Origin of the sequence: Janthinobacterium sp. 78 (assembly GCF_003096775.1) — a bacterium.
Taxonomy (GTDB): Bacteria; Pseudomonadota; Gammaproteobacteria; order Burkholderiales; family Burkholderiaceae_D; genus Janthinobacterium; species Janthinobacterium tructae.
The window spans coordinates 2,797,457-2,820,902 of the sequence record NZ_QENT01000001.1; the positions used below are offsets into that span (position 1 = coordinate 2,797,457).

Annotated in this window: 20 protein-coding genes; 15 read left to right on the forward strand and 5 right to left on the reverse strand. The window is 63.1% G+C overall.

What is annotated here, in order from left to right:
- Window positions 1–19: 19 nt before the first annotated feature.
- Entirely contained in the window at window positions 20–1,237 is a 1,218-nt protein-coding gene (locus C8C92_RS12510) for a hypothetical protein (protein WP_116744101.1), read from the reverse strand.
- Window positions 1,238–1,469: 232 nt separating this feature from the next.
- Here C8C92_RS12510 and C8C92_RS12515 point away from each other — a divergent pair, with 232 nt between their 5' ends.
- Together C8C92_RS12515 and C8C92_RS12520 are read left to right on the forward strand one after the other, a co-directional pair.
- Window positions 1,470–1,832 (forward strand): type II toxin-antitoxin system RelE/ParE family toxin, encoded by a 363-nt coding sequence (locus C8C92_RS12515; RefSeq protein ID WP_116745943.1) that lies wholly within the window; start codon window positions 1,470–1,472, stop codon window positions 1,830–1,832.
- Window positions 1,833–1,839: 7 nt separating this feature from the next.
- Window positions 1,840–2,136 carry an addiction module antidote protein gene (locus tag C8C92_RS12520; protein ID WP_207780997.1) on the forward strand — a complete coding sequence of 99 codons (297 nt, stop codon included), beginning with the start codon at window positions 1,840–1,842 and terminating at the stop codon, window positions 2,134–2,136.
- 15 nt (window positions 2,137–2,151) lie between these two features.
- Here C8C92_RS12520 and C8C92_RS12525 read toward each other — a convergent pair whose 3' ends face one another.
- Genes C8C92_RS12525 through C8C92_RS12535 form a run of 3 tightly spaced genes read right to left on the reverse strand, consistent with a single transcriptional unit; the run spans window position 2,152 to window position 5,048 of the window.
- A complete protein-coding gene (locus C8C92_RS12525; protein ID WP_116744103.1) occupies window positions 2,152–3,174 on the reverse strand; it encodes a Gfo/Idh/MocA family oxidoreductase in 1,023 nt (340 codons plus the stop codon).
- A gap of 28 nt (window positions 3,175–3,202) precedes the next feature.
- Complete coding sequence (gene iolG / locus C8C92_RS12530) at window positions 3,203–4,189, reverse strand: inositol 2-dehydrogenase (protein ID WP_116744104.1); 987 nt, start codon at window positions 4,187–4,189, stop codon at window positions 3,203–3,205.
- Window positions 4,182–5,048: a MurR/RpiR family transcriptional regulator gene (locus C8C92_RS12535; protein WP_099759615.1), complete on the reverse strand. Its 867-nt coding sequence runs from the start codon at window positions 5,046–5,048 to the stop codon at window positions 4,182–4,184. The genes iolG and C8C92_RS12535 overlap by 8 nt, the downstream gene beginning before the upstream one ends.
- A 260-nt stretch (window positions 5,049–5,308) precedes the next feature.
- Here C8C92_RS12535 and C8C92_RS12540 point away from each other — a divergent pair, with 260 nt between their 5' ends.
- The 11 genes from C8C92_RS12540 to cobA all read left to right on the forward strand — a co-directional run bounded on the left by C8C92_RS12540 (window position 5,309) and on the right by cobA (window position 18,239).
- Complete coding sequence (locus tag C8C92_RS12540; RefSeq protein ID WP_116745944.1) at window positions 5,309–6,313, forward strand: sugar ABC transporter substrate-binding protein; 1,005 nt, start codon at window positions 5,309–5,311, stop codon at window positions 6,311–6,313.
- Between the two features lie 170 nt (window positions 6,314–6,483).
- Complete coding sequence (locus C8C92_RS12545) at window positions 6,484–7,605, forward strand: ABC transporter permease (RefSeq protein ID WP_099764169.1); 1,122 nt, start codon at window positions 6,484–6,486, stop codon at window positions 7,603–7,605.
- Between the two features lie 3 nt (window positions 7,606–7,608).
- Window positions 7,609–8,394: an ATP-binding cassette domain-containing protein gene (locus tag C8C92_RS12550; RefSeq protein ID WP_099759614.1), complete on the forward strand. Its 786-nt coding sequence runs from the start codon at window positions 7,609–7,611 to the stop codon at window positions 8,392–8,394.
- Between the two features lie 8 nt (window positions 8,395–8,402).
- Window positions 8,403–10,349, forward strand: a complete 1,947-nt coding sequence (gene iolC / locus C8C92_RS12555) for a 5-dehydro-2-deoxygluconokinase (protein WP_116744105.1) — start codon at window positions 8,403–8,405, stop codon at window positions 10,347–10,349.
- Complete coding sequence (gene iolD / locus C8C92_RS12560) at window positions 10,346–12,172, forward strand: 3D-(3,5/4)-trihydroxycyclohexane-1,2-dione acylhydrolase (decyclizing) (protein WP_116744106.1); 1,827 nt, start codon at window positions 10,346–10,348, stop codon at window positions 12,170–12,172. Before iolC ends, iolD begins: the two co-directional genes overlap by 4 nt.
- Window position 12,173: 1 nt before the next feature.
- A complete protein-coding gene (gene iolE / locus C8C92_RS12565) occupies window positions 12,174–13,088 on the forward strand; it encodes a myo-inosose-2 dehydratase (protein WP_116744107.1) in 915 nt (304 codons plus the stop codon).
- Window positions 13,085–13,882: a 5-deoxy-glucuronate isomerase gene (gene iolB, locus C8C92_RS12570; protein ID WP_116744108.1), complete on the forward strand. Its 798-nt coding sequence runs from the start codon at window positions 13,085–13,087 to the stop codon at window positions 13,880–13,882. Before iolE ends, iolB begins: the two co-directional genes overlap by 4 nt.
- A gap of 10 nt (window positions 13,883–13,892) precedes the next feature.
- Window positions 13,893–15,392, forward strand: coding sequence for a CoA-acylating methylmalonate-semialdehyde dehydrogenase (locus tag C8C92_RS12575; protein ID WP_116744109.1), 1,500 nt, complete (start codon window positions 13,893–13,895; stop codon window positions 15,390–15,392).
- 75 nt (window positions 15,393–15,467) lie between these two features.
- The gene (locus tag C8C92_RS12580; RefSeq protein WP_099759608.1) at window positions 15,468–16,106 is read left to right on the forward strand and encodes an ANTAR domain-containing protein; all 639 of its coding nucleotides are present in this window, start codon (window positions 15,468–15,470) and stop codon (window positions 16,104–16,106) included.
- A 157-nt stretch (window positions 16,107–16,263) separates the two neighbouring features.
- Window positions 16,264–17,442 carry a CmpA/NrtA family ABC transporter substrate-binding protein gene (locus tag C8C92_RS12585; protein ID WP_116744110.1) on the forward strand — a complete coding sequence of 393 codons (1,179 nt, stop codon included), beginning with the start codon at window positions 16,264–16,266 and terminating at the stop codon, window positions 17,440–17,442.
- A gap of 26 nt (window positions 17,443–17,468) precedes the next feature.
- Window positions 17,469–18,239, forward strand: coding sequence for a uroporphyrinogen-III C-methyltransferase (cobA, locus tag C8C92_RS12590; protein WP_099759606.1), 771 nt, complete (start codon window positions 17,469–17,471; stop codon window positions 18,237–18,239).
- Between the two features lie 2 nt (window positions 18,240–18,241).
- On the opposite strand, the gene C8C92_RS12595 is transcribed toward cobA, so the two are convergent.
- Entirely contained in the window at window positions 18,242–19,225 is a 984-nt protein-coding gene (locus C8C92_RS12595) for a cyclase family protein (RefSeq protein ID WP_116745945.1), read from the reverse strand.
- Between the two features lie 108 nt (window positions 19,226–19,333).
- Between C8C92_RS12595 and C8C92_RS12600 the strand changes: the two genes are divergently transcribed.
- Window positions 19,334–20,224, forward strand: coding sequence for a LysR family transcriptional regulator (locus tag C8C92_RS12600; RefSeq protein WP_116744111.1), 891 nt, complete (start codon window positions 19,334–19,336; stop codon window positions 20,222–20,224).
- A 142-nt stretch (window positions 20,225–20,366) separates the two neighbouring features.
- Window positions 20,367–23,414, forward strand: coding sequence for a CHASE domain-containing protein (locus C8C92_RS12605; protein WP_116744112.1), 3,048 nt, complete (start codon window positions 20,367–20,369; stop codon window positions 23,412–23,414).
- The last annotated feature ends 32 nt before the right edge of the window (window positions 23,415–23,446 follow it).

The following is a 23,446-nucleotide window of genomic DNA, read 5'->3' on the forward strand; positions in this document are numbered from 1 at the left end:
CGACTCTCCTGTGCGCGCCTCATGCCAGCAGCGCGCTGGGCACGCGCGGCGAGGACATCAAATCGCGGAAGGCGGCCCAGTGCTCGGCGCGCGTACTGCCCTGGCGTTCGACATAGGCTTTCGCCATGTCCTGGCCCAGGTTGTAGTTGATGACATAAGCACCCATGGCATCGTAGAACTGCAGGCGCTGCGCCGATTTCTCGGCTGGATACAGGCGTACGTTGACCAGCCATTCCAGCGCTTCTTCGCGCGTGATGCTGCCTTCGAGGTACTGGCGCGCGATGTCGTTGTCGGCGTAGCCGAGTTTGGCCAGCAGCGCATTGAGTTGCGCATAGCGGGGCGCCAGCGCCGGGTCCAGGCCGGCCAGCGGGTACAGCACTTGCTGCTCGAAATTCAGTCGTTCCGCATCCGTAAAACTCAGTTCGATGCCGTAATTGGCCGTGCCTTCGGCGATCAGCGATTGCGGCGAATACAGCGGATAAATGCAGTACTCCATCCAGCCTTTGCCGCGCACCAGGTCGCGTTCGAGCAGCACGTTGTAGACGTGGTGGCCCGGATAGGCCTCGTGGCAACCGAGATCGACGGCACGATCGATATACACGGGCAAGTCCGTATTGATCTGGATCACGCTCTGGTAGTTGCCCTTGTACCAGTTGTAGCCGCTCCATGGCTTGTCGCAGACGAATTCCAGCACGAAGTCTTCGCCTTCCGGCAGGGCGATGTACTGCAGGGTGCGTTCGCGGCCTGCGCGGATGGCCGCCTCCATGACGGCGCGCAGCTTGTCGGCGGGAATGACGAGTTGCGCACGCAAGGCGTTGACCCTGTCGCTGACTGTGCCCTCGCCGGGCAGCAAGGCGTCAATTTCCGCCACCAGTGCCTCGTAGTATGCGCGGCTGTGGTGGGGCGAAACGGCGTCGTACAGGCATGCGCTTTCCGTATCGAAATCGAGGCGTGCCCCCTGCGGCATGTCGGCCTTGGCCAGTACCGCTTGCAACTGCTTGCACAGGTTGACGGCGCGCAAGGATGCGTCATCAGCCAGCAGGGCTAGCGCCGCGTTTGCGCCATCCTTGATATCGCTCAAACTCCGTGGCTGTTTGACCACGTCTTGCTGCCATGCGGGCGGGCCGTAATACGCATCGACATATGAGGCATCGTGCTGGCCCATGGCCAGGACCAGCTTGACGTAGTGTTCGGCCACGTCGGCGAGGGAAGGGGAGTTGCTGTCGTTGTGCGTCATGGCGGCAGGATTTTTCGCGGTTGGGCAGCGCTTATTGTATAGCGCAATCGGATGTGTGAAGGCGTGTACGCACCACATCATTTCTTTACAGTAACTGGGGGAACGCATCTTGATATACATCAGTGATCCCGGCATTCGGCACCTGCGTCACGCGGTTTGGTCGCAAGATGGCGAGATCTTTTGTATTCACGTGATTTTCCCCTTGACCTTCTTTCGTTTATGGACGAATATGATGTATGAGATCCGGCACTATCTGACGTCATCGGGCAGGGATTTATATACGGAATGGCTGAAACGCCAGCGCGACAATACGGCCAGGGTGGCCATCGTGCGGCGCGTGCTGCGCATGATGCCTGGTAATTTTGGCGACCATAAATTTTGCCACGACGGCGTGTGGGAATTGCGCATCGATGTGGGTGCAGGCTACCGTATTTACTACGCCATTGCCGGGGAACAGATCATTTTATTGCTGTGCGGAGGCGACAAGCGCACCCAACCGAAAGATATCGAGTACGCCTGTGCCTGCTGGCACGACTGGAGGGAGAGAGGACATGAAAGAGGAACTAAGCAAACCACCGAGAGACCGCTCGCATGACGCAGCGATGGCTGAGCTGTACCGCGACGATCCCGCCTTCGCCCTTGAATTGATCAACAATATCCTCGTCGATGGCGATCACGGCGAACTGCTGGCCGTGCTGCGCCAGCTGACGCGCGCCTTTGGCGGCGTGCCTGCCGTGGCGCAGGCGGCCAAGCTCAATCCTACCCAGCTGTACCGCACCTTGTCGCCCGATGGCAATCCGTCCTTGAGCACCTTGACGGCCATCCTCGACGCCATGGGCTTGCGCCTGGCCGTGGAACCCAAACAGCCCGAACGTCCATTTCCTGCGCCGGCTGCCTGAGTCCCTGCCTGTGGCTTAAAACTCGACGGGCCTTGCCTCGCGCATCGCTTGCGTCATGGCCAGGCCGATGCGCGTCGCTTCCGTCGCATCGTGCAAGGTCAGTGACAGCGTGCGCCGGCCCAGTGCCGCATCCGTAAACTCCTGCGCCTCGATCAAAAAAGCGTCGGCGAAGCGTGCATAGAAGTCCGGCGTGCATTCATTGCGCACGCCATGCGCATCCGAGATTTCCACCCGGTTCAGGCGCGGATTGCTGCCCACGGCCAGGCGGCCGCCCGTGCCGAACACTTCCGTCAGGGTTTCATGGCCATGCGCCATGGTGCGCGAGGCCATGAAGCTGGCCATGCTGCCATCGCTAAACTCGACCGTGGCCAGGCCGTTGTCGACGTCGCCGAACGCCTGCAAGCCCGTGTGGATGGCGTTGGTGCCGCTGGCATACACGCGCTTGGGCACGGGATTGCCCAGCAGCCAGCGCGCCAGGTCGATGTCGTGCACGCTGCAGTCGAGGAAGATGCCGCCGCTGGTGGGGGCGAAGCGCATGAAGGCGCCGCTCGGGTCGTTCTGGTCACAGGTTTGCGAACGCACCAGATACGGCTTGCCGATGACACCCTGGGCGATCTTTTGCTGCGCGTCATGGTAGCTGGCGTCGAAACGCCGCACGAAGCCGATCATGATGGTCAGCTGCGGGTGGCGCGCCGCTTCCGCTTCCACCTTCAGGCAATCGGCCAGGTCCAGCGACAGCGGCTTTTCGCAAAATACATGCTTGCCTGCGCGCAGGGCGGCGATGATCTGGTCCGCATGCAGCGAGGTGGGCGTGACGAGAAACACGGCGTCCAGGCCCGGATGGGCCAGCAAGGCGTCGTAGTCGGCATAGCCGGTGGTGATGCCCAGTGTGCTGGCCGCCCAGCCCAGTTCGGCTGGCACGGGGCTGCAGGCGGCGACCACTTGCGCATTGGGCACGCGCTGCGCCAGGTTGATGGCGTGGCGCTGGCCCAGCCGGCCCAGGCCGACGATGCCGACTTTTAATGTTGGGGATGACATGCTGTCTCCAGATATTTTTATTATTGGTTTATAAAGTGACCACGCGCTGTTCGCGCCAGGACAGGGTCGCCGCTTCGGCCAGTTCCAGTGCCTTCAAGCCATCGTGCACGGTCGTGCGCAGCGGCGTGCCGTGGCTGAGGGCGTCAAAGAAGTGCGCCATTTCCTGCGCGTACGCCACGCGATAGCGTTCCAGGAAGAAGTCTTCCGGCTTGTCCACGCTGACGTTGATGGCGCCATATGCCGTCACTTCCGTCGGCTTGTGGTTGCCCGCCTGCAGCATGCCGGCGCTGCCCAGCACTTCGAAGCGCTGGTCGTAGCCGTAGGCGGCGCGGCGCGAGGCATTTATCTGGCACAAACGTCCTTTCGCCGTGCGGATGGTGACGACGGCCGTGTCCAGATCGCCCGCCTCGCCGATGGCTGGATCGACGAGGCAGCTGCCTGTGGCGTGCACGCTGACGGCTTCGTCGTCGAGTATCCAGCGGAAGATGTCGAAATCGTGGATCAGCATATCTTTGAAGATGCCGCCCGACACCTTGATGTAGCTGACCGGTGGCGGGCCAGGATCGCGGCTGGTCACAATGAGCAACTCCGGCGTGCCGATTTCGCCCGCCTCAATCCGTGTCTTGACGGCATTGAAAGTGGGGTCGTAGCGGCGCTGGAAGCCCAGCATGCACATGACCTTGGCTTCCTTGACGGCGGCGGCGCAGGCGCGCGCCCGGTCCAGTGTCAGGTCGACGGGTTTTTCGCAAAAGATAGCCTTGCCGGCGGCGGCCGAACGCAGGATCAGGTCCGCGTGGGTGTCCGTGCTGGACGCGATGACGACGGCCTTGATGGCCGGGTCGGCCAGCGCCGCTTCCACCGTGGCGCTGCTGCCACCATGCAAGCCGGCCAGCGCGGCCGCCGCTTCCTGGTTGACGTCGACCACGTACTTGAACTGCACGCCGGGTTGGGCAGCCAGGTTGGCTGCGTGGATTTTGCCGATGCGTCCGGCGCCGAACAATGCTACTTCAATCATCATGTTCTCCTGGGGTGTGGATTTCTTCGATGTCGAGCTCTAATTTATATGCCAGCGCGATGAACAGCGCCTGGCACAGGCAGATGGTGCTGGTCAGCGAGCGGAAGGCGAAGGCGCTGCCCTCGGTGACGGTGAGCAGCGCGTCGGCGGCCCGCGCGAGCGGGGCCAGTTTGCTGTCGGTAATCACCAGGACCTTGGCGCCCTTGTCTTGCGCCGCCTTGATGCACTGCTGGGTTTCCTTGCCGTAAGGCGAGAAACTGATGGCGATCGCCACATCGCGTTCGCGCACGCTGCGCATCTGTTCGCGGTGCATGCCGCCCAGTCCGCTAATCAGGTGCACACGCTTGTCCGTGTGTTCCAGCGCGTAGGCGATGTAGGAGGCGATCGGAAAGGACCGGCGCACGCCGATCACATAAATATTTTCTGCTTTTAACAGCAGATTGACGGCCGCTTCCAGCTGCGCGTCGTCGAGTCCTGCCGCCAGGTCGTCCAGGCCGGCACGGCTGGCGCCGACGAATTCGCGCGTCAGGTCGCCTGCGCTGAGGGCAGAGTCGCGTGTGGAAATGAGCTTGCGGATGCGCTGCTGGTAATCGGGCGTGGCGCCGGCCTGGTCCGTATAAGCCTGGCGGAACACATCCTGCATTTCGGAAAAGCCCGTGTAGCCGAAGCGCTGCGCGAAACGCACGATGGCGGACGGCTGCACGTCGCAAGCGGTGGCGATGTCGCTGATGCGTTCGAGCATCAGGCTGGCCCGGTGCTTTTCAATGTATTGGGCGATGACTTTCAACTGGCGCGACAGATTGTCGTACTCGGCAGCGATGTGTTGCATCAGTTGTTCGATGGGGGCGGTGGCTGCCATGTTGTTTCCTTTGGGCTGGTTCTGGCGAGAATTATAGGAGTGAATTCAGAAAATAGAAATGATTTTCTATTTAAATTTATTTTGAAAATTTTATTGCATTTGTCTTTTTTGTGGCCTAAGCTGTGCGCAGTGCATCGGGTCTTGCCGGCTTTCCGGCTCCCCGTTGACACGCTTCAAAAGCTGGCAACTATAAAAATTAATCCTTCAAGGAGACATTCATGCAAAGCAATAAGCGTAAGGGATTTCTGAAGAGCCTGGCCATGCTGGGCCTCGGCCTGGGACTGGGTCTGGGCATGAACGCCAGCCACGCGGCGGGCGAGAAATTCGTGTTGATCAGCCATGCGCCCGATTCCGATTCCTGGTGGAATACGATCAAAAATTCCGTCAAGCAAGCAGGTGAAGACTTCAATGTCAGCGTCGACTACCGCAACCCGCCGAATGGCGACCTGGCCGACATGGCGCGCCTGGTCGAGCAATCGGCGGCCCGCAACTACGATGGCGTGATCGTCAGCATCGCCGATTTCAGCGTGCTGCAAAAACCGCTGGGCCTGGTGGCGGCGAAGAAAATCCCCTTCATCACGATCAACTCGGGCACCCTGGCGCAAAGCGAACAGCTGGGCGCCGTGATGCATGTGGGCCAGCCTGAATACGAGGCAGGCAAGGGCGCCGGCGAAAAAGCCAAGGCGGCCGGCATCAAGTCCTTCGTCTGCGTCAACCATTACGCGACGAATCCATCGTCGTTCGAGCGCTGCCGTGGTTTTGCCGATGCGATCGGCGTCGACTTCAAGGCTGCCACCCTGGATGCGGGCGAAGATCCGACCACCATCGAAAGCAAGCTGAGCGCCTACCTGCGCAACAATCCGAAGACGCAAGCCGTGCTGGCGCTGGGCCCCACCTCGGCCCACGCTTCGCTCAAGGCGCTGGAAAAAATGGGCTTGAAGGGCAAGATGTGGTTTGCCACGTTCGACCTGTCCGATGAAATCTCGAAAGCGATCAAGGATGGCAGCATCCAGTTCGCCATCGACCAGCAACCCTACCTGCAAGGCTACATCCCCGTTGCCGTGCTGGCCATCATGAAGCAGGACAAGACCAACGACATGGCCAAGGTACGCGAAAAGCTGATCAATAACGCCAAGTTCAAGGCGCGCCTGGCCGAATACGGCCTGGCACCATCGTATGGCCCGCGCCATATCGGTTCCGGTCCTGGGTATGTCACCAAGGACAATATCGGCAAGGTGGAAAAATACGCCGGCCAGTTCCGTTAAGCACCCGCTTTTCAATTCAATCAAGACTTGGTTGTTGTCCCCGCGCGCAGGCCAAGCTTGCCGGCGCGCGGGTCCTGCCGCCCTGAAATTGTTGTCGAGGCTGGCAGGTTGCTATAAAACAAGGGAGACATAGCATGAGTACCGTGAAATTCAGCGTGGAACAGGGCGGCATGGCCGCCTCGGGCACGCCGCCGCAAAAACAGGCTGCCGATGAGCGCGTGGGGCAGGTCAGTTGGCTCAAGCGGCTGTTCAGCCGTCCCGAGTTCGCCTCGATCTCGGGCGCCATCCTGGTGTTCGCCTTCTTCATCCTGACGGCCGGCGACTCTGGCATGTTCAACCTCGACGGCGTGATCAACTGGGCGCAAGTGGCCGCCTACCTGGGCATCATCGCCATCGGCGCCTGCGTGCTGATGATCGCCGGCGAATTCGACCTGTCGATCGGCTCCATGATCGGCTTTTCCGGCATGATGATCGCCATCCCTTCCGTGTATTTCCACTGGCCCGTGTGGGCTGCCATCCTGTTCGCCTTTGCCGGTTCGATGGCGCTGGGCTGGCTCAACGGCTACCTGGTCATCAAGACGCGCTTGCCGTCGTTTATCGTCACCCTTGCCTTCCTGTTCATCTTGCGCGGCCTGACCCTGGCCCTGTCCATCATGTTTGCCAACCGCACCATCGTCAGCGGCATCGGCGCGCTGGCCGCCGACGACTGGCTGGCCACGACCCTGTTCCATGGCGAAGTGGGCACCTCGCTGTTCGCCTGGATGGCCAAGGCGGGCTGGATCACGGCGCTTGACAATGGCGCGCCGCTGGTCAAGGGCATACCGAAAGTCATCGTCTGGTGGGCCGGCCTGGCGCTGGTGTCCGGCTTCGTCCTGGCTCGCACCCGCATCGGCAACTGGATCTTCGCCGTCGGCGGCGACGCCAACGCGGCCAAGAACGTGGGTGTGCCCGTGAAAACCATCAAGGTATCGCTGTTTGTCTTCACCGCCTTCTGCGCCTGCCTGTTTGCCACGCTGCAAGTATTTGACGTGGGATCGGCTGCCGCCGACCGCGGCATGCAAAAGGAATTCGAAGCCATCATCGCGGCCGTCATCGGCGGCGCCTTGCTGACGGGCGGCTACGGTTCCGTTGTCGGCGCCTGCTTCGGCGCGCTGATCTTTGGCGTGGTGCAGATCGGAATTACTTATACGAATATCAATTCGGACTGGTTCCGCGTCTTCCTCGGCGTCATGCTGCTGATCGCGGTACTGTTCAACAACTTTGTCCGTGCACGTGTCACGGAAGCGAGATAAGCCATGAGCGAATACATCCTTGCGCTGGAAAACATCAGCAAACGTTTCGGCTCCGTCATCGCCCTGCAAAACGTCACCCTGCGCCTGAAACCGGGCGAAGTGCATTGCCTGCTGGGCGACAACGGCGCCGGCAAGTCGACCCTGATCAAGACCCTGGCCGGCGTGCACCGGCCTACCAGCGGGCAATACCTGGTCGATGGCAAGCCCGTCAGCTTCAATTCGCCGAAAGAGGCGCTCGACCTGGGCGTGGCCACCGTCTACCAGGACCTGGCGCTGGTGCCCTTGCTATCGGTGGCGCGCAATTTCTTCATGGGCCGCGAGCCGATCAAAAAAATGTTCGGCGTGCTGCCCGTGATGGATATGGAGTATGCGGCCACCACGGCGCGCGACAAACTGGCCGAAATGGGCATCATGGTGCGCGATCCGCACCAGGCCGTGGGCACCATGTCGGGCGGCGAACGCCAGTGCCTGGCGATTGCCCGCGCTATCCACTTCGGCGCGCGCGTGCTGATCCTCGACGAGCCGACGGCCGCGCTGGGCGTGAAGCAGTCGTTCAACGTGCTGAAACTGATCTACAAGGCGCGCGAACGGGGCTTGTCCGTGATCTTTATTACCCATAATGTGCACCACGCCTACCCCGTGGGCGACTCGTTCACCCTCTTGAACCGGGGCAAGTCGCTGGGCACTTACACCAAGGAAACCGTTTCCAAGGATGAAGTACTCGACATGATGGCGGGCGGTGCGGAAATGCAAACGCTGATGGCTGAACTCGACGGTGTCACGATTTAAGGATAACCATGAATAACCCGACACAATTTGCCCAGGGCCGCGCGCTCGACGTGATTTGCCTGGGCCGCCTGGCGGTGGACCTGTATGCGCAGCAGATCGGCAGCACCCTGGAAGACGCGACCAGTTTCGCCAAGTACCTGGGCGGCTCGTCGGCGAACATCGCCTTCGGCACGGCCCGCCTGGGCCTCAAATCGGCCATGCTGTCGAAAGTGGGCGACGACCACATGGGCCGTTTCCTCACCGATACTTTGTCGAAAGAGGGCTGCGACGTCAGCCATGTGGGCATCGACCGCGACCGCCTCACGGCCCTCGTCATGCTGGGCATCAAGGATAAAAACACCTTCCCCCTGATCTTCTACAGGGAAAATTGCGCCGACATGGCCATCGACGCGGCGTCGGTGGATGCGGCCTTCATTGCATCGAGCAAAGCGCTGTTGATCACTGGCACGCATTTTTCTACCAGTGCCATGCACGCCGTCAGCACGCAAGCATTGAAATTGGCCCGCGCCAACAACGTGCGCACCGTGCTCGACATCGATTACCGGCCCGTGCTGTGGGGCTTGTCGGGCAAGGCGGACGGCGAAACGCGTTTCGTCTCGAACGATGGCGTGACCAGCCATTTGCAGGCGATCCTGCCGCAGTTCGACTTGATCGTCGGCACGGAAGAGGAGTTCATGATCGCCGGCGGCGGCGCGGACATCATGGCCTCCCTGCGCGCCGTGCGGGCCGCTACCCTGGCCACCCTGGTCGTCAAGCGGGGCCCGCTGGGCAGCGCCGTCATCGACGCCACCATTCCGCAAAGCCTCGACGATGCCTATAACTACCGTGGCGTGCGCGTGGAAGTGCTGAACGTGCTCGGTGCGGGCGATGCGTTCCTCTCGGGCTTCCTGAAAGGCTGGCTGCGCGGCGAGGATTATGAAGCGTGCTGCCGCTACGCGAATGGCTGCGGCGCCCTGGTCGTCTCGCGCCACGGCTGCGCACCGGCCATGCCGTCGCCCGTCGAGCTCGACTATTTCCTGGCCAATGCTGCCAAGCTGACGCAGCCGGACCAGGACGCCACCTTGTCGCGTTTGCACCGCACCACGGTCGCGCGCCAGCAATGGGATGAATTATGCGTGTTTGCCTTCGACCATCGCACGCAATTCTTTGAGCTGGCGCAACAAACGGGCGCAGCCGAATCGCGTATCTCGGCCTTGAAGCAATTGATGGTGCAAGCCGTGGCGCAGACGGAAACGGCCTTGCAGCTGGCCGGCAAGACGGGCGTGCTGATCGATGGCCGCTATGGCGTCGACGCGCTCAACGATGCGACGGGGCGGGGCTGGTGGATAGGCCGTCCCGTGGAATTGCCGGGATCGAATCCGCTGCAATTCGACTGGGGCCGCTCCATCGGTTCGCATCTGCTCAGCTGGCCAAAGGAACACGTGATCAAATGCCTGGTGCAGCTGCACCCGGACGACACCGTGGAAAACCGGCTGGAACAGGAAGCGCAGATCAAGGCCCTGTATGACGCGGCGCAAGTGAGCGGTCACGAACTGTTGCTCGAAGTCATACCGTCGGAATCACTGCCGCACAGTGACGATACCGTCTTGCGCGCCGTCAAACGCCTGTACAACCTGGGTATCTATCCGGAATGGTGGAAGCTGGAAAGCATGTCGGCCAAGCAATGGCAAGCCATCGATGCCCTCGTGCACGAGCGCGATCCGTATTGCCGTGGCGTTGTCTTGCTGGGCTTGAATGCCCCGATCGAGAAACTGGCCGCCAGTTTTGAGCAAGCCAGTGCCAGCACCACCTGCCGCGGCTTCATGGTGGGGCGCACCATCTTCCAGGAACCGAGCCGCCGCTGGCTGGCCGGCGACCTCGACGATGCGGGCCTGATCGCCGCCGTGCGCGCCAACTTCGAACAACTCATCAGCTTGTGGCAACGCACGCGCAACCGCCTGGAGCGTGCAGCATGAGTACGATTCGTTTAACCATGGCCCAGGCGCTGGTGCGCTACCTGGCTGCCTTGCGCACGGACGATGGACAGCCGCTGTTCGGCGGCGCCTTCGCCATCTTTGGCCATGGCAATGTCGCTGGCCTGGGCGAAGCGCTGTACCAGTACCGCGACAGCTTCCCCACATATCGCGCCCACAACGAGCAGGCGATGGCGCACTCGGCCATTGCCTATGCGAAAGCGCACATGCGCCGGCGCATGATGGCCGTCACCAGTTCCATCGGCCCGGGCGCCACCAACTTGCTGACAGCCGCCGCGCTGGCGCACGTGAACCGCTTGCCCGTGCTCTTGCTGCCGGGCGACGTCTTCGTGTCGCGGGCGCCGGACCCGGTGCTGCAGCAGCTGGAAGATGCCAGCGACGGCAGCGTCTCGGTCAACGATGCGTTCAAGCCACTGTCGCGTTACTTTGACCGCATCGTGTATCCGGAGCAATTGCTGACGGCCCTGCCGCGCGCCATTGCCGCCTTGACGGACCCGGCCGCCTGCGGTCCCGTCACCTTGTCGCTGCCGCAAGACGTGCAGACGATGGCGTATGACTATCCGGCCGACTTTTTCGAGCCGCGCATCGTGCGTTTCCGCGCCGTGCCGCCCGTCGAGCAGGAGCTGGAAGAAGCGGCGCTGCTATTGAAAAACGCCAGACAGCCGCTGATCGTCGCTGGTGGCGGCGTGCTGTACGGCAAGGCCAGCGCTGCCTTGCAGGCGTTTGCCGAGCGGCATGGCATCCCCGTGGCGGAAACCCAAGCGGGCAAGAGTGCCTTGCCGTGGGACCATCCTTTGCAACTGGGCGCCATCGGCGTGACGGGTTCGCCTGCGGCGAATGCCCTGGCGTTTGATGCGGACGTGGTGCTGGCCGTCGGCACGCGCCTGCAGGATTTCACCACGGGTTCCAACTCCCTGTTTGCGCAGGCGCAACTGCTCAGCCTGAACGTCAACAGTTTTGACGCCTTGAAACGCCGGGGCATGGGGCTGCAGGCGGATGCGACGCTTGGCTTGCAGGGCCTGTCGCGGCTACTGGGCAGCTGGAACAGCGCGGGCCACTGGCTGGACCGGGCGCAGCAGGCGGGCAATGCCTGGCGCGCGACGGTGGCGTCCATCACCGGGAAAAGGGAAGTGGCCGGCTTGCCGTATGACGGCGAAGTCATCGGCGCCGTGCAGCGTTCATCCGAGGACTCCACCACCCGCGACATCGTCGTCTGCGCGGCAGGCACCTTGCCGGCCGAACTGCACAAGCTGTGGCGAACGGAAACACCGGGCGGCTACCACATGGAATACGGCTACTCATGCATGGGTTACGAGATTGCCGGCGGCCTCGGCGTCAAGATGGCCAAGCCGGATGCCGAGGTGATCGTCATGGTGGGCGATGGCAGCTACCTGATGATGAATTCGGAAATCGCCACTTCCGTCATGCTGGACAAAAAACTGATTATTGTTGTGCTCGACAACAGGGGCTATGGCTGCATCAACCGCTTGCAGCAGGCGTGCGGCAATGCCTCGTTCAACAATATGTTGCCCGACAGCGCCCCCGTGATCGACTTTGCGCTGCATGCGCGGTCGTTGGGCGCCATGAGCGAACACGTGGGGTCGATTGCTGAACTGGAACAGGCCATGCTGCGCGCCCGCGCCGCACCGCGTACGTATCTGATCTGCATCAATACGGACGACACGCGCACGACAGAAGAGGGTGGTTGCTGGTGGGAAGTGGCCGTGCCCGAGGTTTCCACCCAGCCAGGCGTGCAAGCTGCGCGCGCCCGTTATGAACTTGACCGTCTGAAACAAAGGAATTGAGATGAATACCTGGAATGTCAAGATCGGCATCAACCCGATCTCGTGGATGAATGACGATTTGCCCAGCCTGGGCGGCGAGACCCCGCTGGAGACAGCGCTGAAAGAGGGCGCCGAGATCGGCTACGTGGGTTTTGAATTGGGCAACAAGTTTCCGAAAGATGCCCCGGCCCTGAACGCCGTGCTGGGGAAATATAATCTTGCCTGTGTTTCCGGCTGGTATTCGGGCCGCCTGGCGCACCGCACTGTCGAAGAAGAGATCGCTTCCGTCGGCCCGCATTTACGGCTGCTGGCCGACAGCGGCGCGACCGTCATGGTCTACGGCGAAGTGGCGGACGCCATTCAGGGCGAAGCGCGCCCGCTGTACAAACGCCCGCGTTTCCAGTCTCAGCAGCAATGGCAGGACTATGCCGACAAATTGACGGCGTTTGCCAGGCACTTGCTCGACAACGGCGTGCGTCTGGCGTATCACCACCACATGGGCGCGTATGTGGAAACCCCGGCGGACGTGGATCAACTGATGGCCCTGACCGGGCCGGAAGTGGGCTTGCTGTTCGACACGGGGCATATCACGTTTGCCGGCGGCGATGCGCTGGCGGTTTTGAACAAGCATATCGATCGCATCTGCCACGTGCATTGCAAGGACGTGCGCCCGAACGTGGTGAAACTGGCCCGCAATGGCCACTGGAGTTTCTTGCAAGCCGTCATCAATGGCGCCTTCAGCGTGCCCGGCGACGGCAGCATCGATTTTCCAGCGATCCTGACGCGTTTGTATCTGCATGGCTACGAGGGCTGGCTGGTGGTGGAAGCGGAGCAAGACCCGGCCGTGGCGCCCAGTTACCAGTATGCAAAGATGGGCCACGATTACCTGGCGCATCTCGTCGAGGCGATTCCCCGTCTGGGCAGGGAAGCGGCATGAGCCCGCTGCTGGTGAAAGCGGGGCAGGGACAGACCATCGTCGAAGTCACGCCCGAGTCGGCCGGCTGGACGCATGTGGGCTTTGCCGCCCACCGCCTGGACGCCGGCGAGCACATCAGCCTGGAGACGGGCCAGCGCGAACTGTGCATCGTCGTGCTGACGGGCACGGTCACCGTGCAGGCGGGCGAGCAGCGCTGGGAAGCCATCGGCAATCGCGCCAGTGTTTTCGAGGACGTCTCGCCCTACGCCGTGTATGTGCCGCTCGATACTCAGGTCAGCATCACGGCCGTGAGCAATGCCGAAGTGGCCCTGTGCAGCGCGCCGGCCACCACGCACCGTCCGGCGCGCCTGATCGAACCGGCCAGCATGACGCGCTCCGTGCGCGGCAAGGGTGCGAATACCCGCTATGTGTGCGACATCCTGCCGCAGACAGCCGAGGCCGATGGCTTGCTGGTGGTCGAGGTGGTCACGCCGTCCGGCCACTCGTCCAGCTATCCGCCGCATAAACACGATAGCGACAATGTGCCGCTGGAAAGTTCGCTGGAAGAAACGTACTACCACCGCCTCAATCCGGAGCAGGGCTTTGCCTACCAACGAGTTTACACGGATGACCGTTCCATCGACGAAGCCATGGCCGTGGAAAACCACGACGTGGTGATGGTGCCCAGGGGTTACCACCCCGTCACCGTGCCGTATGGCTATGACGGCTATTACCTGAACGTGATGGCCGGCCCGAAACGCGTGTGGCACTTTAAAAACGACCCGGCCCATGAGTGGCTGATGCATACCAAATAGAGGATTCAAGATGACAACGCAACAGATCGGCCACTTTATCGGTGGCAACCCCATGGCTTCGCGCTCCGAGCGCACGAGCGATGTGTTCAATCCCGCCACGGGCGCGGTCACGGCCAAGGTGTCGCTGGCGACTGCCGCCGAGCTGAACGCGGCCGTGGCCGCCGCCCATGCGGCCTTTCCCGCCTGGTCGCAAACCTCGCCCCTGCGCCGCGCCCGCGTCATGTTCAAGTTCAAGGAATTGCTGGAAGAACATGCGGATCAATTGGCGGCCCTGATCACGGCCGAACACGGCAAGGTGTTTACGGACGCGAAAGGGGAAGTGACGCGCGGCATCGAAGTGGTGGAGTTTGCCTGCGGCATCCCGCAAATGATGAAAGGTGAATACTCGGAGCAAGTGGCCGGCGGCATCGATGCCTGGTCGATCCGCCAGGCGCTCGGCGTCTGTGTCGGCATCACGCCGTTCAACTTCCCCGTGATGGTGCCGATGTGGATGTTCCCGATGGCCATTGCCTGCGGCAATACGTTCGTCCTCAAACCGTCGGAGCGCGACCCGTCGGCCAGCCTGCTGCTGGCGCAGCTGTTGACGGATGCGGGCTTGCCCGATGGCGTCTTCAACGTGGTGCAGGGCGACAAGGAAGCCGTCGACGGCTTGCTGCACCATCCGGACGTGCGCGCCGTCAGCTTTGTCGGCTCCACGCCGATCGCCGAGTACATCTACGCCACCGGCTGCGCGCAGGGCAAGCGCGTGCAAGCGCTGGGTGGCGCGAAAAACCACATGGTCGTCATGCCCGACGCCGATATTCCCCAGACGGTCGATGCCCTGATGGGGGCGGCCTTCGGTTCGGCGGGCGAGCGCTGCATGGCCATTTCCGTCGTCGTGGCGGTCGGCAATGTGGCCGATCAACTGGTGGAAGCGCTGGTGCCGCGGATCGCAGCACTCAAGATTACGCAGGGCATGGATTTGTCGGCGGAAATGGGACCTGTCGTCACGCAAGTACACAAGGATAAAATTGCCGGCTACATCGCCACCGGCGTCAAGGAAGGCGCCAAGCTGGTCAGTGATGGACGCGATTTCGTGCTGCCCGGCCATGAAAACGGTTTTTTCCTTGGCGGCAGCCTGTTCGACCATGTCACGCCCGAGATGACCATCTATAAAGAGGAAATCTTCGGCCCTGTCCTGTGTATCGTGCGCGTGCCCGATTTTACGACGGCGCTGGACCTGGTCAACGCCCATGAATATGGCAACGGCACGGCGATCTACACGCGCGATGGCAACACGGCGCGTGAATACACGCACCGGGTGCAGGTGGGGATGGTCGGGGTGAATGTACCGATCCCCGTGCCGATGGCCTTCCACAGCTTCGGTGGCTGGAAGCGCAGCCTGTTCGGCGACCACCACGCGCATGGCCCGGAATCGGTGCGCTTTTACACGAAACAGAAGGCCGTGACCCAGCGCTGGCCCGCCTCGACGGCTGCCGGCGCGGAGTTTGCCATGCCGACCCTGAAGTAAAGCACATTGTAAGCCCGCTGGTTCGCTTCTTGCTTACTGCAATGGTTAATCATTTAGCCATTGCAGATTGCTCCCATGACGTCCAGCCGTACCCAGCCTTTGCGCATCGTTGTCGTCAACACCATTGTCGAGCATGGCGTGCACGCGGACGCGGCATTGGCTGCCCAAGTGCTGCGCGGCAATGCCTTGCGCATCGGCTTGCTGGAATCGGGTTTCGACATCGTCGCCTCGCTGCCAGCCGACCTCTACCTTCCCGAGCGCATCGCGCAACTGCAGCCTGACCTCATCATCATCGATGCCGAATCGGACGCGCGCGACGTGCTCGAACACATCGTCATCGCCACGCGCGACGAGCGCCGCCCCATCGTATTATTTACCGAAGACGGCGCCACGGCCAGCATCGACGCGGCCATGGCGGCCGGCGTGTCTGCCTATATCGTCGCCGGCTTGCAGGCCGAGCGCATCTTGCCCGTGCTGAACGTGGCGCTGGCGCGCTTTCGCCAGGAAGAAAAACTGCGCGCCGAATTGCTCGACACGCGGCACAAGCTGTTGGAACGCAAGGTGATCGAACGGGCCAAGGGTCTGTTGATGACGCATCAGGGCTTGACGGAAGAGCAGGCTTACCAGCGGCTGCGCAGCATGGCGATGAATAAAAAGCTGAAGCTGGCGGAAATTGCCCAGCGCATCCTCGATGTGGAGGACTTGCTGGGATGAATCGACCATTTTCTGGCACATGCTGGTGCAGTGCACCATCGCGGTGCGTTTCCAGCCGTCTTGGGCGAGGCGTGCACAGGCATGGTCCTTGCTGCTGGACGGGGAGAACCTTGCCCACGGTGGCGCGGAAAAACAGTACTTATCAGCAAGGAATGGTATGACAGAGAAAATGGGAGACAGCGTCCAGCTGGTACGCACCCTGCATCCGGAAAAACAGACGCTACGCATCGGCTACCTGCCGCTGGCCGATTGCGCCTCGCTGGTGATGGCCTCCAAGCTGGGCCTGGATGAAAAATACGGCATCAAGATCGAACTGAGCCGGGAGATGTCGTGGGCCGGCGTGCGCGACAAATTGCATAACGGCGAACTCGACGCGGCCCACGTGTTGTACGGTCTCGTGTATGGCGTGCAGATGGGCATCGGCGGGCAGCAGCGCGACATGGCCGTGCTGATGAACCTGAATCACAGCGGCCAGGCCGTCACCCTGTCGGCAGCGCTGGCGCGCGAGGGCGCCCACGATGGCCCGACACTGGCGCGGCACATGCGCGGCGCGGCGCGGCCGTTTGCGTTTGCGCATACTTTCCCGACCGGCAACCACGCGATGCTGCTGCAATACTGGCTGGCCGCGCATGGCATCGATCCGCTGCGCGACGCGCGCGTGATGACGGTGCCGCCGTCGCAGATGGTGGCGGCCTTGCGCGCGGGCCAGATGGATGGCTTTTGCGCGGGTGAACCGTGGGGCTACAAGGCCATCGTCGATGGCGTGGGCGTGACGGCCGCCAGCAGCGGCGCCATCTGGCCCGACCATCCGGGCAAGGTGCTGGGCACCAGCGCCGCGTTTGCGCGCCAGCATCCGAATACCTGCCGCGCCCTGATCGCCGCCGTGCTTGAGGCGGGCCGCTGGATCGACGCCAGCGATACCAACCGGCTGGCCATGGCGGCTACACTGGCCGAGCCCGCTTACTTGAATACACCGCAGGAAATGCTGGCGCCGCGCATCCTCGGCCATTATCAGGATGGCCTGGGCAAGACCTGGGACGAGGCGCACGGTTTGAAGTTTTATGGCGCCGGCGCCGTGAATTTCCCGTATTTGTCGGACGGCATGTGGTTCATGACCCAGCACCGGCGCTGGGGTTTGTTGCGTGACGAATCCGATTACCTGGCGGTGGCAAGGCAAGTCAACCGCATCGACCTGTACCGCCAGGCGGCGGAAATGACGGCCACGCCCGTACCAAAATCCCCCATGCGCAGCTCGACCCTGTGTGACGGCGTGGTGTGGGATGGCAGCGCGCCGGAAGCGTACGCGGCATCATTTGCCATCGGCCACTGTTTTTAACTCAATTTCTGACTGGAGAGTGCAGCATGGCGCAACTTGGAAGCGTGACCCTGGTCGGCGCCGGTCCCGGCGACCCGGACCTGTTGACATTAAAAGCTGTGAAGGCCATCGCGCGGGCCGACGTGGTGCTGATCGACGACCTCGTCAATCCAGCCATCCTCGCGCATGCGGCACAAGGCGTGCGCGTGGTCGAGGTGGGCAAGCGCGGTGGCTGCGCTTCCACGCCGCAAGCGTTCATCGAGCGCCTGATGCTGGCCGAGGCGCGCGCCGGCCAGCATGTGGTGCGCCTGAAAGGGGGCGACCCGTATCTGTTCGGGCGTGGCGGCGAAGAGCGCGCCTATTTGCGCAGCCACGGCGTGGCTGTCGAGGTGATACCCGGCATCAGCAGCGGCCTGGCCGCGCCATCGTCCATCGGCGTGCCGCTGACGCACCGCAGCTGGAGCCAGGGCGCGATCTTCGTCACGGGCCATGGCAAGGATAGCGCCTCGGAGCCGAACTGGGCGGCATTGGCGCAAAGCGGCCTGACCCTGGTCATCTACATGGGCGTGGCCAGGGTGGCGGCGATCCAGGCGGGCTTGCTGGCCGGCGGCATGGCGCCCGGCACGCCCGTGGCCGTGGTGCAATCGGCCAGCTTGCCGGCCCAGCGCGAATTGCTGAGCACTTTGCACGCTTTGCCCGCCGATTTGCTGGCCAGTGGCTTGGGCAGCCCCAGCATCATCGTCGTGGGCGAGGTGGTGCGCTGCGCCGATGCATGGGATGCGCATGCAACCGGCGCCTTGCTGGCCGCTGCCATCTGATTTTAACGGATAGGCAGGGCCACGGGCCGGATGGGCGCCGCGTCGCCGCCACGGAATTTCAACGAGGCGCCGATGAAGGCAAACTGGTACACCTTGTCGCGCGACAAGGCTTCCAGGTCGACCAGCTCCAGGATGGGCGTGCCCTGTTGCGCCAGCAGATAGGTGTGCACGGGCAGGTAATTGCCCTCCACTTCGGACGGAAACGCCTCGAAACTGAGGTTGTCCGCCCCTACCACCATGGCGCCGCCATCTTCCACGAGGAATGTCGCCGCATCGAGCGACAGGCCGGGGGGATTGGCCATATAGGCTTGCGCCTGCTCATAGTGTTGCATGCGGCCCGTGCGTATCAGCACCACGTCGCCCTTTTCCAGCGTGATCTTCTGCTGGGCCAGCGCCGCGCGCAAGTCCTGCCGCGTGACCCGGTAATTGTCGGGCAGCTGTGACAGTCCCTTGGCCACGGCCACGTCGATCAGCACGCCGCGCGCCACGATCGGCGGCAGCTTTTCCGCGCCCGTCACGGTCCAGCCATGGTCGCCCAGGTAGTGCTCCTCCGTAAACCCGTTCCAGATCTTGCCGTTCAAGCCAAAGTGGTTGAGCGCGTCGATATGCGTACCCATGTGCGCATACATGGACACGGCCGAACCCGTGTAACTGACGTGGCGGTTCATCTGTTCGCCCACGTTCATGGAGTCGGCCACGACGTTGCCCTTCGGCGTGTGCGTCATCCACATCTGGTAGGGCGGATCGCCGGCCGCCTGCCAGCTGGGCATGCCGACATAGAAATCGACGGCCAGGTCATAGCTCTTGCCGCCGTCGATGCGCGCCAGAATGGCGGCACGTGAGGCCGGCGTCATCAGGTTCAGGCGGCCGATTTCGTCTTTCGGCCCCCAGGGGCTGATGCCCACTTCAGGCAGGGCGGCGGCCTGCGTCGCTCCTGCCAGCAGCGCCAGCAGCAGGGTAGTCAGGGTGGCAGATGGTGTGAACATGGGGTGCTCCTTGCGTGACATGAATGAAGAAGCCACCATCATATTGTTTTCCAATTCAATGATAATCAGCGATAAAATAATAAGATATTCAACTGCAAGGAAAGAATCATGGATGTCCTGGCGCACATGCGCGTGTTTCGCAAGGTGGTCGAGCGTGACAGCTTCAGCAAGGCCGCGCAGGACCTGAACCAGTCGGCGGCGGCCATCAGCAAGCAGGTGCGCCAGCTGGAGGCGCGCCTGGGCACCGTGCTGCTGGTGCGCACCACGCGGCGCATGAGCTTGTCGGACGGCGGACGCGCCTATTATGTTGAATGCTGCCGCCTGCTCGACGAGGTCGACGCGCTGGAACTGGCCACGCGCGGCTGCTCCGGCAAGGTGGCGGGGCGGCTGCGCGTGAATGCGCCGCTGTCGTTTGGCCTGAAAGTGCTGTCGCCCCTGCTGCCGGTCTTCATGGCCCGCCATCCGGAAGTCAGCATCGAGATGACCCTGGACGACCGCCTGCGCGACGTGGTGGGGGAGGGCTATGACGTGTCGCTGCGCATTCGCGCCACGCTGGCCGATTCGACTCTGGTGGCGCGCCGCCTGGGCGATGTCGAGCAGATGATCTGCGCGGCGCCCGCCTACCTGGCGCGGCGCGGCACGCCCCGGCAGGTGCAGGATTTGCACGGCCACGATTGCCTGGCCTACCGCCTGGCCGACAGCCCCGGCGTCTGGCAGCTGGCCGGCCCGGAAGGGGCGAGCAGCATCGTCCTGCCCGTGCGCTTTTCCGCCGACAGCAGCCTGCTGCTGGCCGATATGCTGGTGGCGGGCATCGGCGTGGGCGCGCTGCCGTCGTTCGTCGCCACACCCCTGCTGGCCAGCGGCGCCCTGGTGCGCGTGCTGCCGTTGCATGGCATGGCCAGGCGCGGCGTGTATGCGTTGACGCCCGATGGACGCCACGTGCAGGAAAAGGTGCGCGCCTTTTGCGACTTCCTGGCCGGGGCGCTGCAGGCGGCATAGGCGCTGGGTGTTTTCCAGTGCAACCATCGTGCGCGCTTTTTTTCGCGGTCAGATGCGTCGGGCAGGGGCTTTGATAGTATCCTCGTACTTGCTGGGCGGTGCGGCGCCGCACATTCGAGGAAACCGGAATAAGCGATCGACAATGCACACTTTGAGCAAGGGCGGGGCGGGATCAGGCATCAGAATCTGGGCAGGCGGTCTGCTGCTGGCCCTGGCGGTGGGCGGCGCCTTGTATGCGGGCGCAGTGCGCACGGTCAATGACGACGCCGAACAGCGTTTCGACAATCTCACGCATAGTGCCCAGCACAGCCTGATCACGCGCGTAAAAAGCTATTCCGACCTGCTGCGTGGCCTCGAAGCCCTGTTCCGCACCAGCGAGCACCTGACGCGTCGCCAGTTCCATGATTACGTGGCCGGCCTCGATATCGCGCGCCAGTTCCCCGCCATCGAATCGGTCAACTATGCGGTGGCCGTCCCGTCGGCGCAGCGCGCCGCCTTCATCGAGACCGTGCGCAAAGACACCAGCCTGGCGCCGCGCGGCTATCCCGCCTTCACCATCCGGCCTGCGGGGGAGCGGCCGGAACACACGGTGCTCACCTACCTGGAACCCGATTCCCTGTTGGCCGAACGCATGGGCGTCGATATCGGCGCCAACCCGCTGGTGGCGCAAGCCCTGGCGCAGTCGCGCGACAGCGGCGAAGTCAGCGCGTCGGGGCAGGTGATCATGATCAAGGGACCGCCCGCGCATGTGGGCCTGGGCATGCGCCTGCCCGTGTACCGCAATGGCATGCCGCAAGGCAGCTTGGCCGAGCGCCGCGCCGCCTACCAGGGGTCCGTGGGCATCGGCTTTGGCGTCGCGCAACTGGTGCACAGCGCGCTCGAACGCAGCGCCCTGGAGCCGCTGCACCTGACTCTGTACAGCGCGGTCGAACCTCTGCCGGCCCAAGGCGTCCTGCGCATCGCGCCGCAGGACCGTCTGCTGTTCAACGACGACGGCGACCTGGCGGCGGTGCCGCCGCAACCTGGCAGCGATGCCGCATATTTCGACCAGGTCCTGCCCATCGTGTATCAGGGGGGCGTATGGAAAGCCCATTTCCGCGTGCGCAAGGCGGAGCTGTACAGCCCCTTTGACCGCTATTTCCCGTGGCTGGCGCTGGGCGTCGGCATGGCCGGCACCCTGCTCATTTATGGCTACATCTTTACCCTGTACCGTTCGCGCCGCAACGCGGTGGCGCAGCGTACCCTGCTCGATACGGTGCTCGACAGCGTCGATGCCTACGTCTACATGAAGGATGCCGACCTGCGCTACCGCTACGTGAATGCGCGCACGGCGAAGATACTGGGCCGCTCGGCGGAGCAGTTGATCGGCCGCCAGGATGGCGAGTTGACGCTCGGCGATGCGGCCGCCGCCGCGCAGCTGACCGAACGCCAGGTGTTCGACAGCGGCGCCAAGTTCGTCGGCGAAGAGCGCTTCGTCGATGCGCAGGGCCAGGTGCATCACCTGTGGAGTGTGAAGGTGCCGCTGGGCTTGCCCGGTCCCGTCACGGGCCTGATCTGCCTGTCCACCGACGTGACGGAACTGCACCGCCTGAAGGAGCAGGCCGACGCGGCCAGCCAGGCCAAGAGCGACTTCCTGTCGAACATGAGCCATGAAATCCGCACGCCGATGAACAGCATCATCGGCATGGCGCACCTGGCGCTGAAATCGGTGGCCGATGCGCGCCAGCGCGATTATCTGCAAAAGATCTTCCATTCGGGCCAGCATTTGCTGGGCCTGATCAACGACATCCTCGATTTTTCCAAGATCGAGGCGGGCAAGCTGGAACTGGAAGTGCTGGACTTCCGTCTCGACACCCTGCTGGCGAATATCGCCAGCCAGCTCGGCGACGCGGCCGCCGTCAAGGGCCTGGCGCTGCAGTTCGATATCGCGCCCGAGTTGCCGCAGCGCTGGCGCGGCGATCCGCTGCGCCTGGAGCAGGTCTTGCTGAACCTGACCAGCAACGCCATCAAGTTTTCCGACAATGGCAGCATCTACGTGCGCGTGCGCCAGTCGGAGGAACGCGGCAGCCACGCCATGCTGCGCTTCGAAGTGCAGGACCGGGGCATCGGCATGAAGCAGGAAGAGGTGGCGCAGCTGTTCCGCTCCTTCCACCAGGCCGACCCCTCGACCACGCGCAAGTATGGCGGCAGCGGCCTGGGGCTGGTGATCAGCAAGCAGCTGGTTGAACTCATGGGCGGCAAGGTGGGCGTGTACAGCCAGCCGGGCCAGGGCAGCACCTTCTGGTTCACGGCGCGCCTGGAGAAAAGCGCGCAAGCGGGCGATGAGCGCATCGCCGAAGTCGAGCCCGAAGTCCTGGGCGTGATCCGTGGTGCCTCCATCCTGCTGGTGGAAGATAACGTCTTCAGCCAGCAGGTGGGCTGCGAATTGCTGGAAGACGCCGGCGCCACCGTCTGCGTCGCCTGCAATGGCCGCGAAGCGCTGGAATTGCTGGCCCACCAGCGCTATGACTGCGTGCTGATGGACGTGCAGATGCCGGAGATGGACGGCTTCGAAGCGACGCGCCGCATCCGCGCCGACCCCAGGCTCAGCGGTCTGCTGGTGATCGCCATGACGGCCAATGCGGGCAGCGAAGACCGCGCCCGCTGCCTGGCGGCCGGCATGGATGAGTTCGTGACCAAGCCGATCGCCCCGAATCTGCTGTTTCACCTGCTGGCGAAATGGTTTCGCCAGCGTGGCGGTATTGGCGGCATCGGCAGCCTTGCTCATGCGTGCGTGGGCGACAGGCTGGCGGCGCTGCCGAAAGCGCCGCCGTCGGCCGCCGCACCGGACTTGCGCGACATGGCCGTCCTCGATCTGGCCACCCTGGCGCTGACGTTCAGCAATGACGCCGTGAAGATGCGCAAATACACCCAGCTGTTTCTCGATACGGCGCGTGACGGCATCGCCGAAATGGAGCAGGCCATGGCGCTGGAAGACCTGGGGCGCCTGGCCGACCTGGGACACCGCAGCAAATCATCGGCGCTGGCCGTGGGCGCGCATGCCTTCGCCAGCCTGTGCGTGTCGATCGAAGGCTTGCGCCTGGGCGGCGACCGGCAGCAGGCGCGCGCCTTGCTGACGGCCCTGGGGCCGGCGCTGGCGCTGGTGGCGGAACAAATTTCACTGGAATTTGCCGTCAGCGACGCCCCCTGACGCAGGCAGCGGCGATAATATGCCTTTGACGT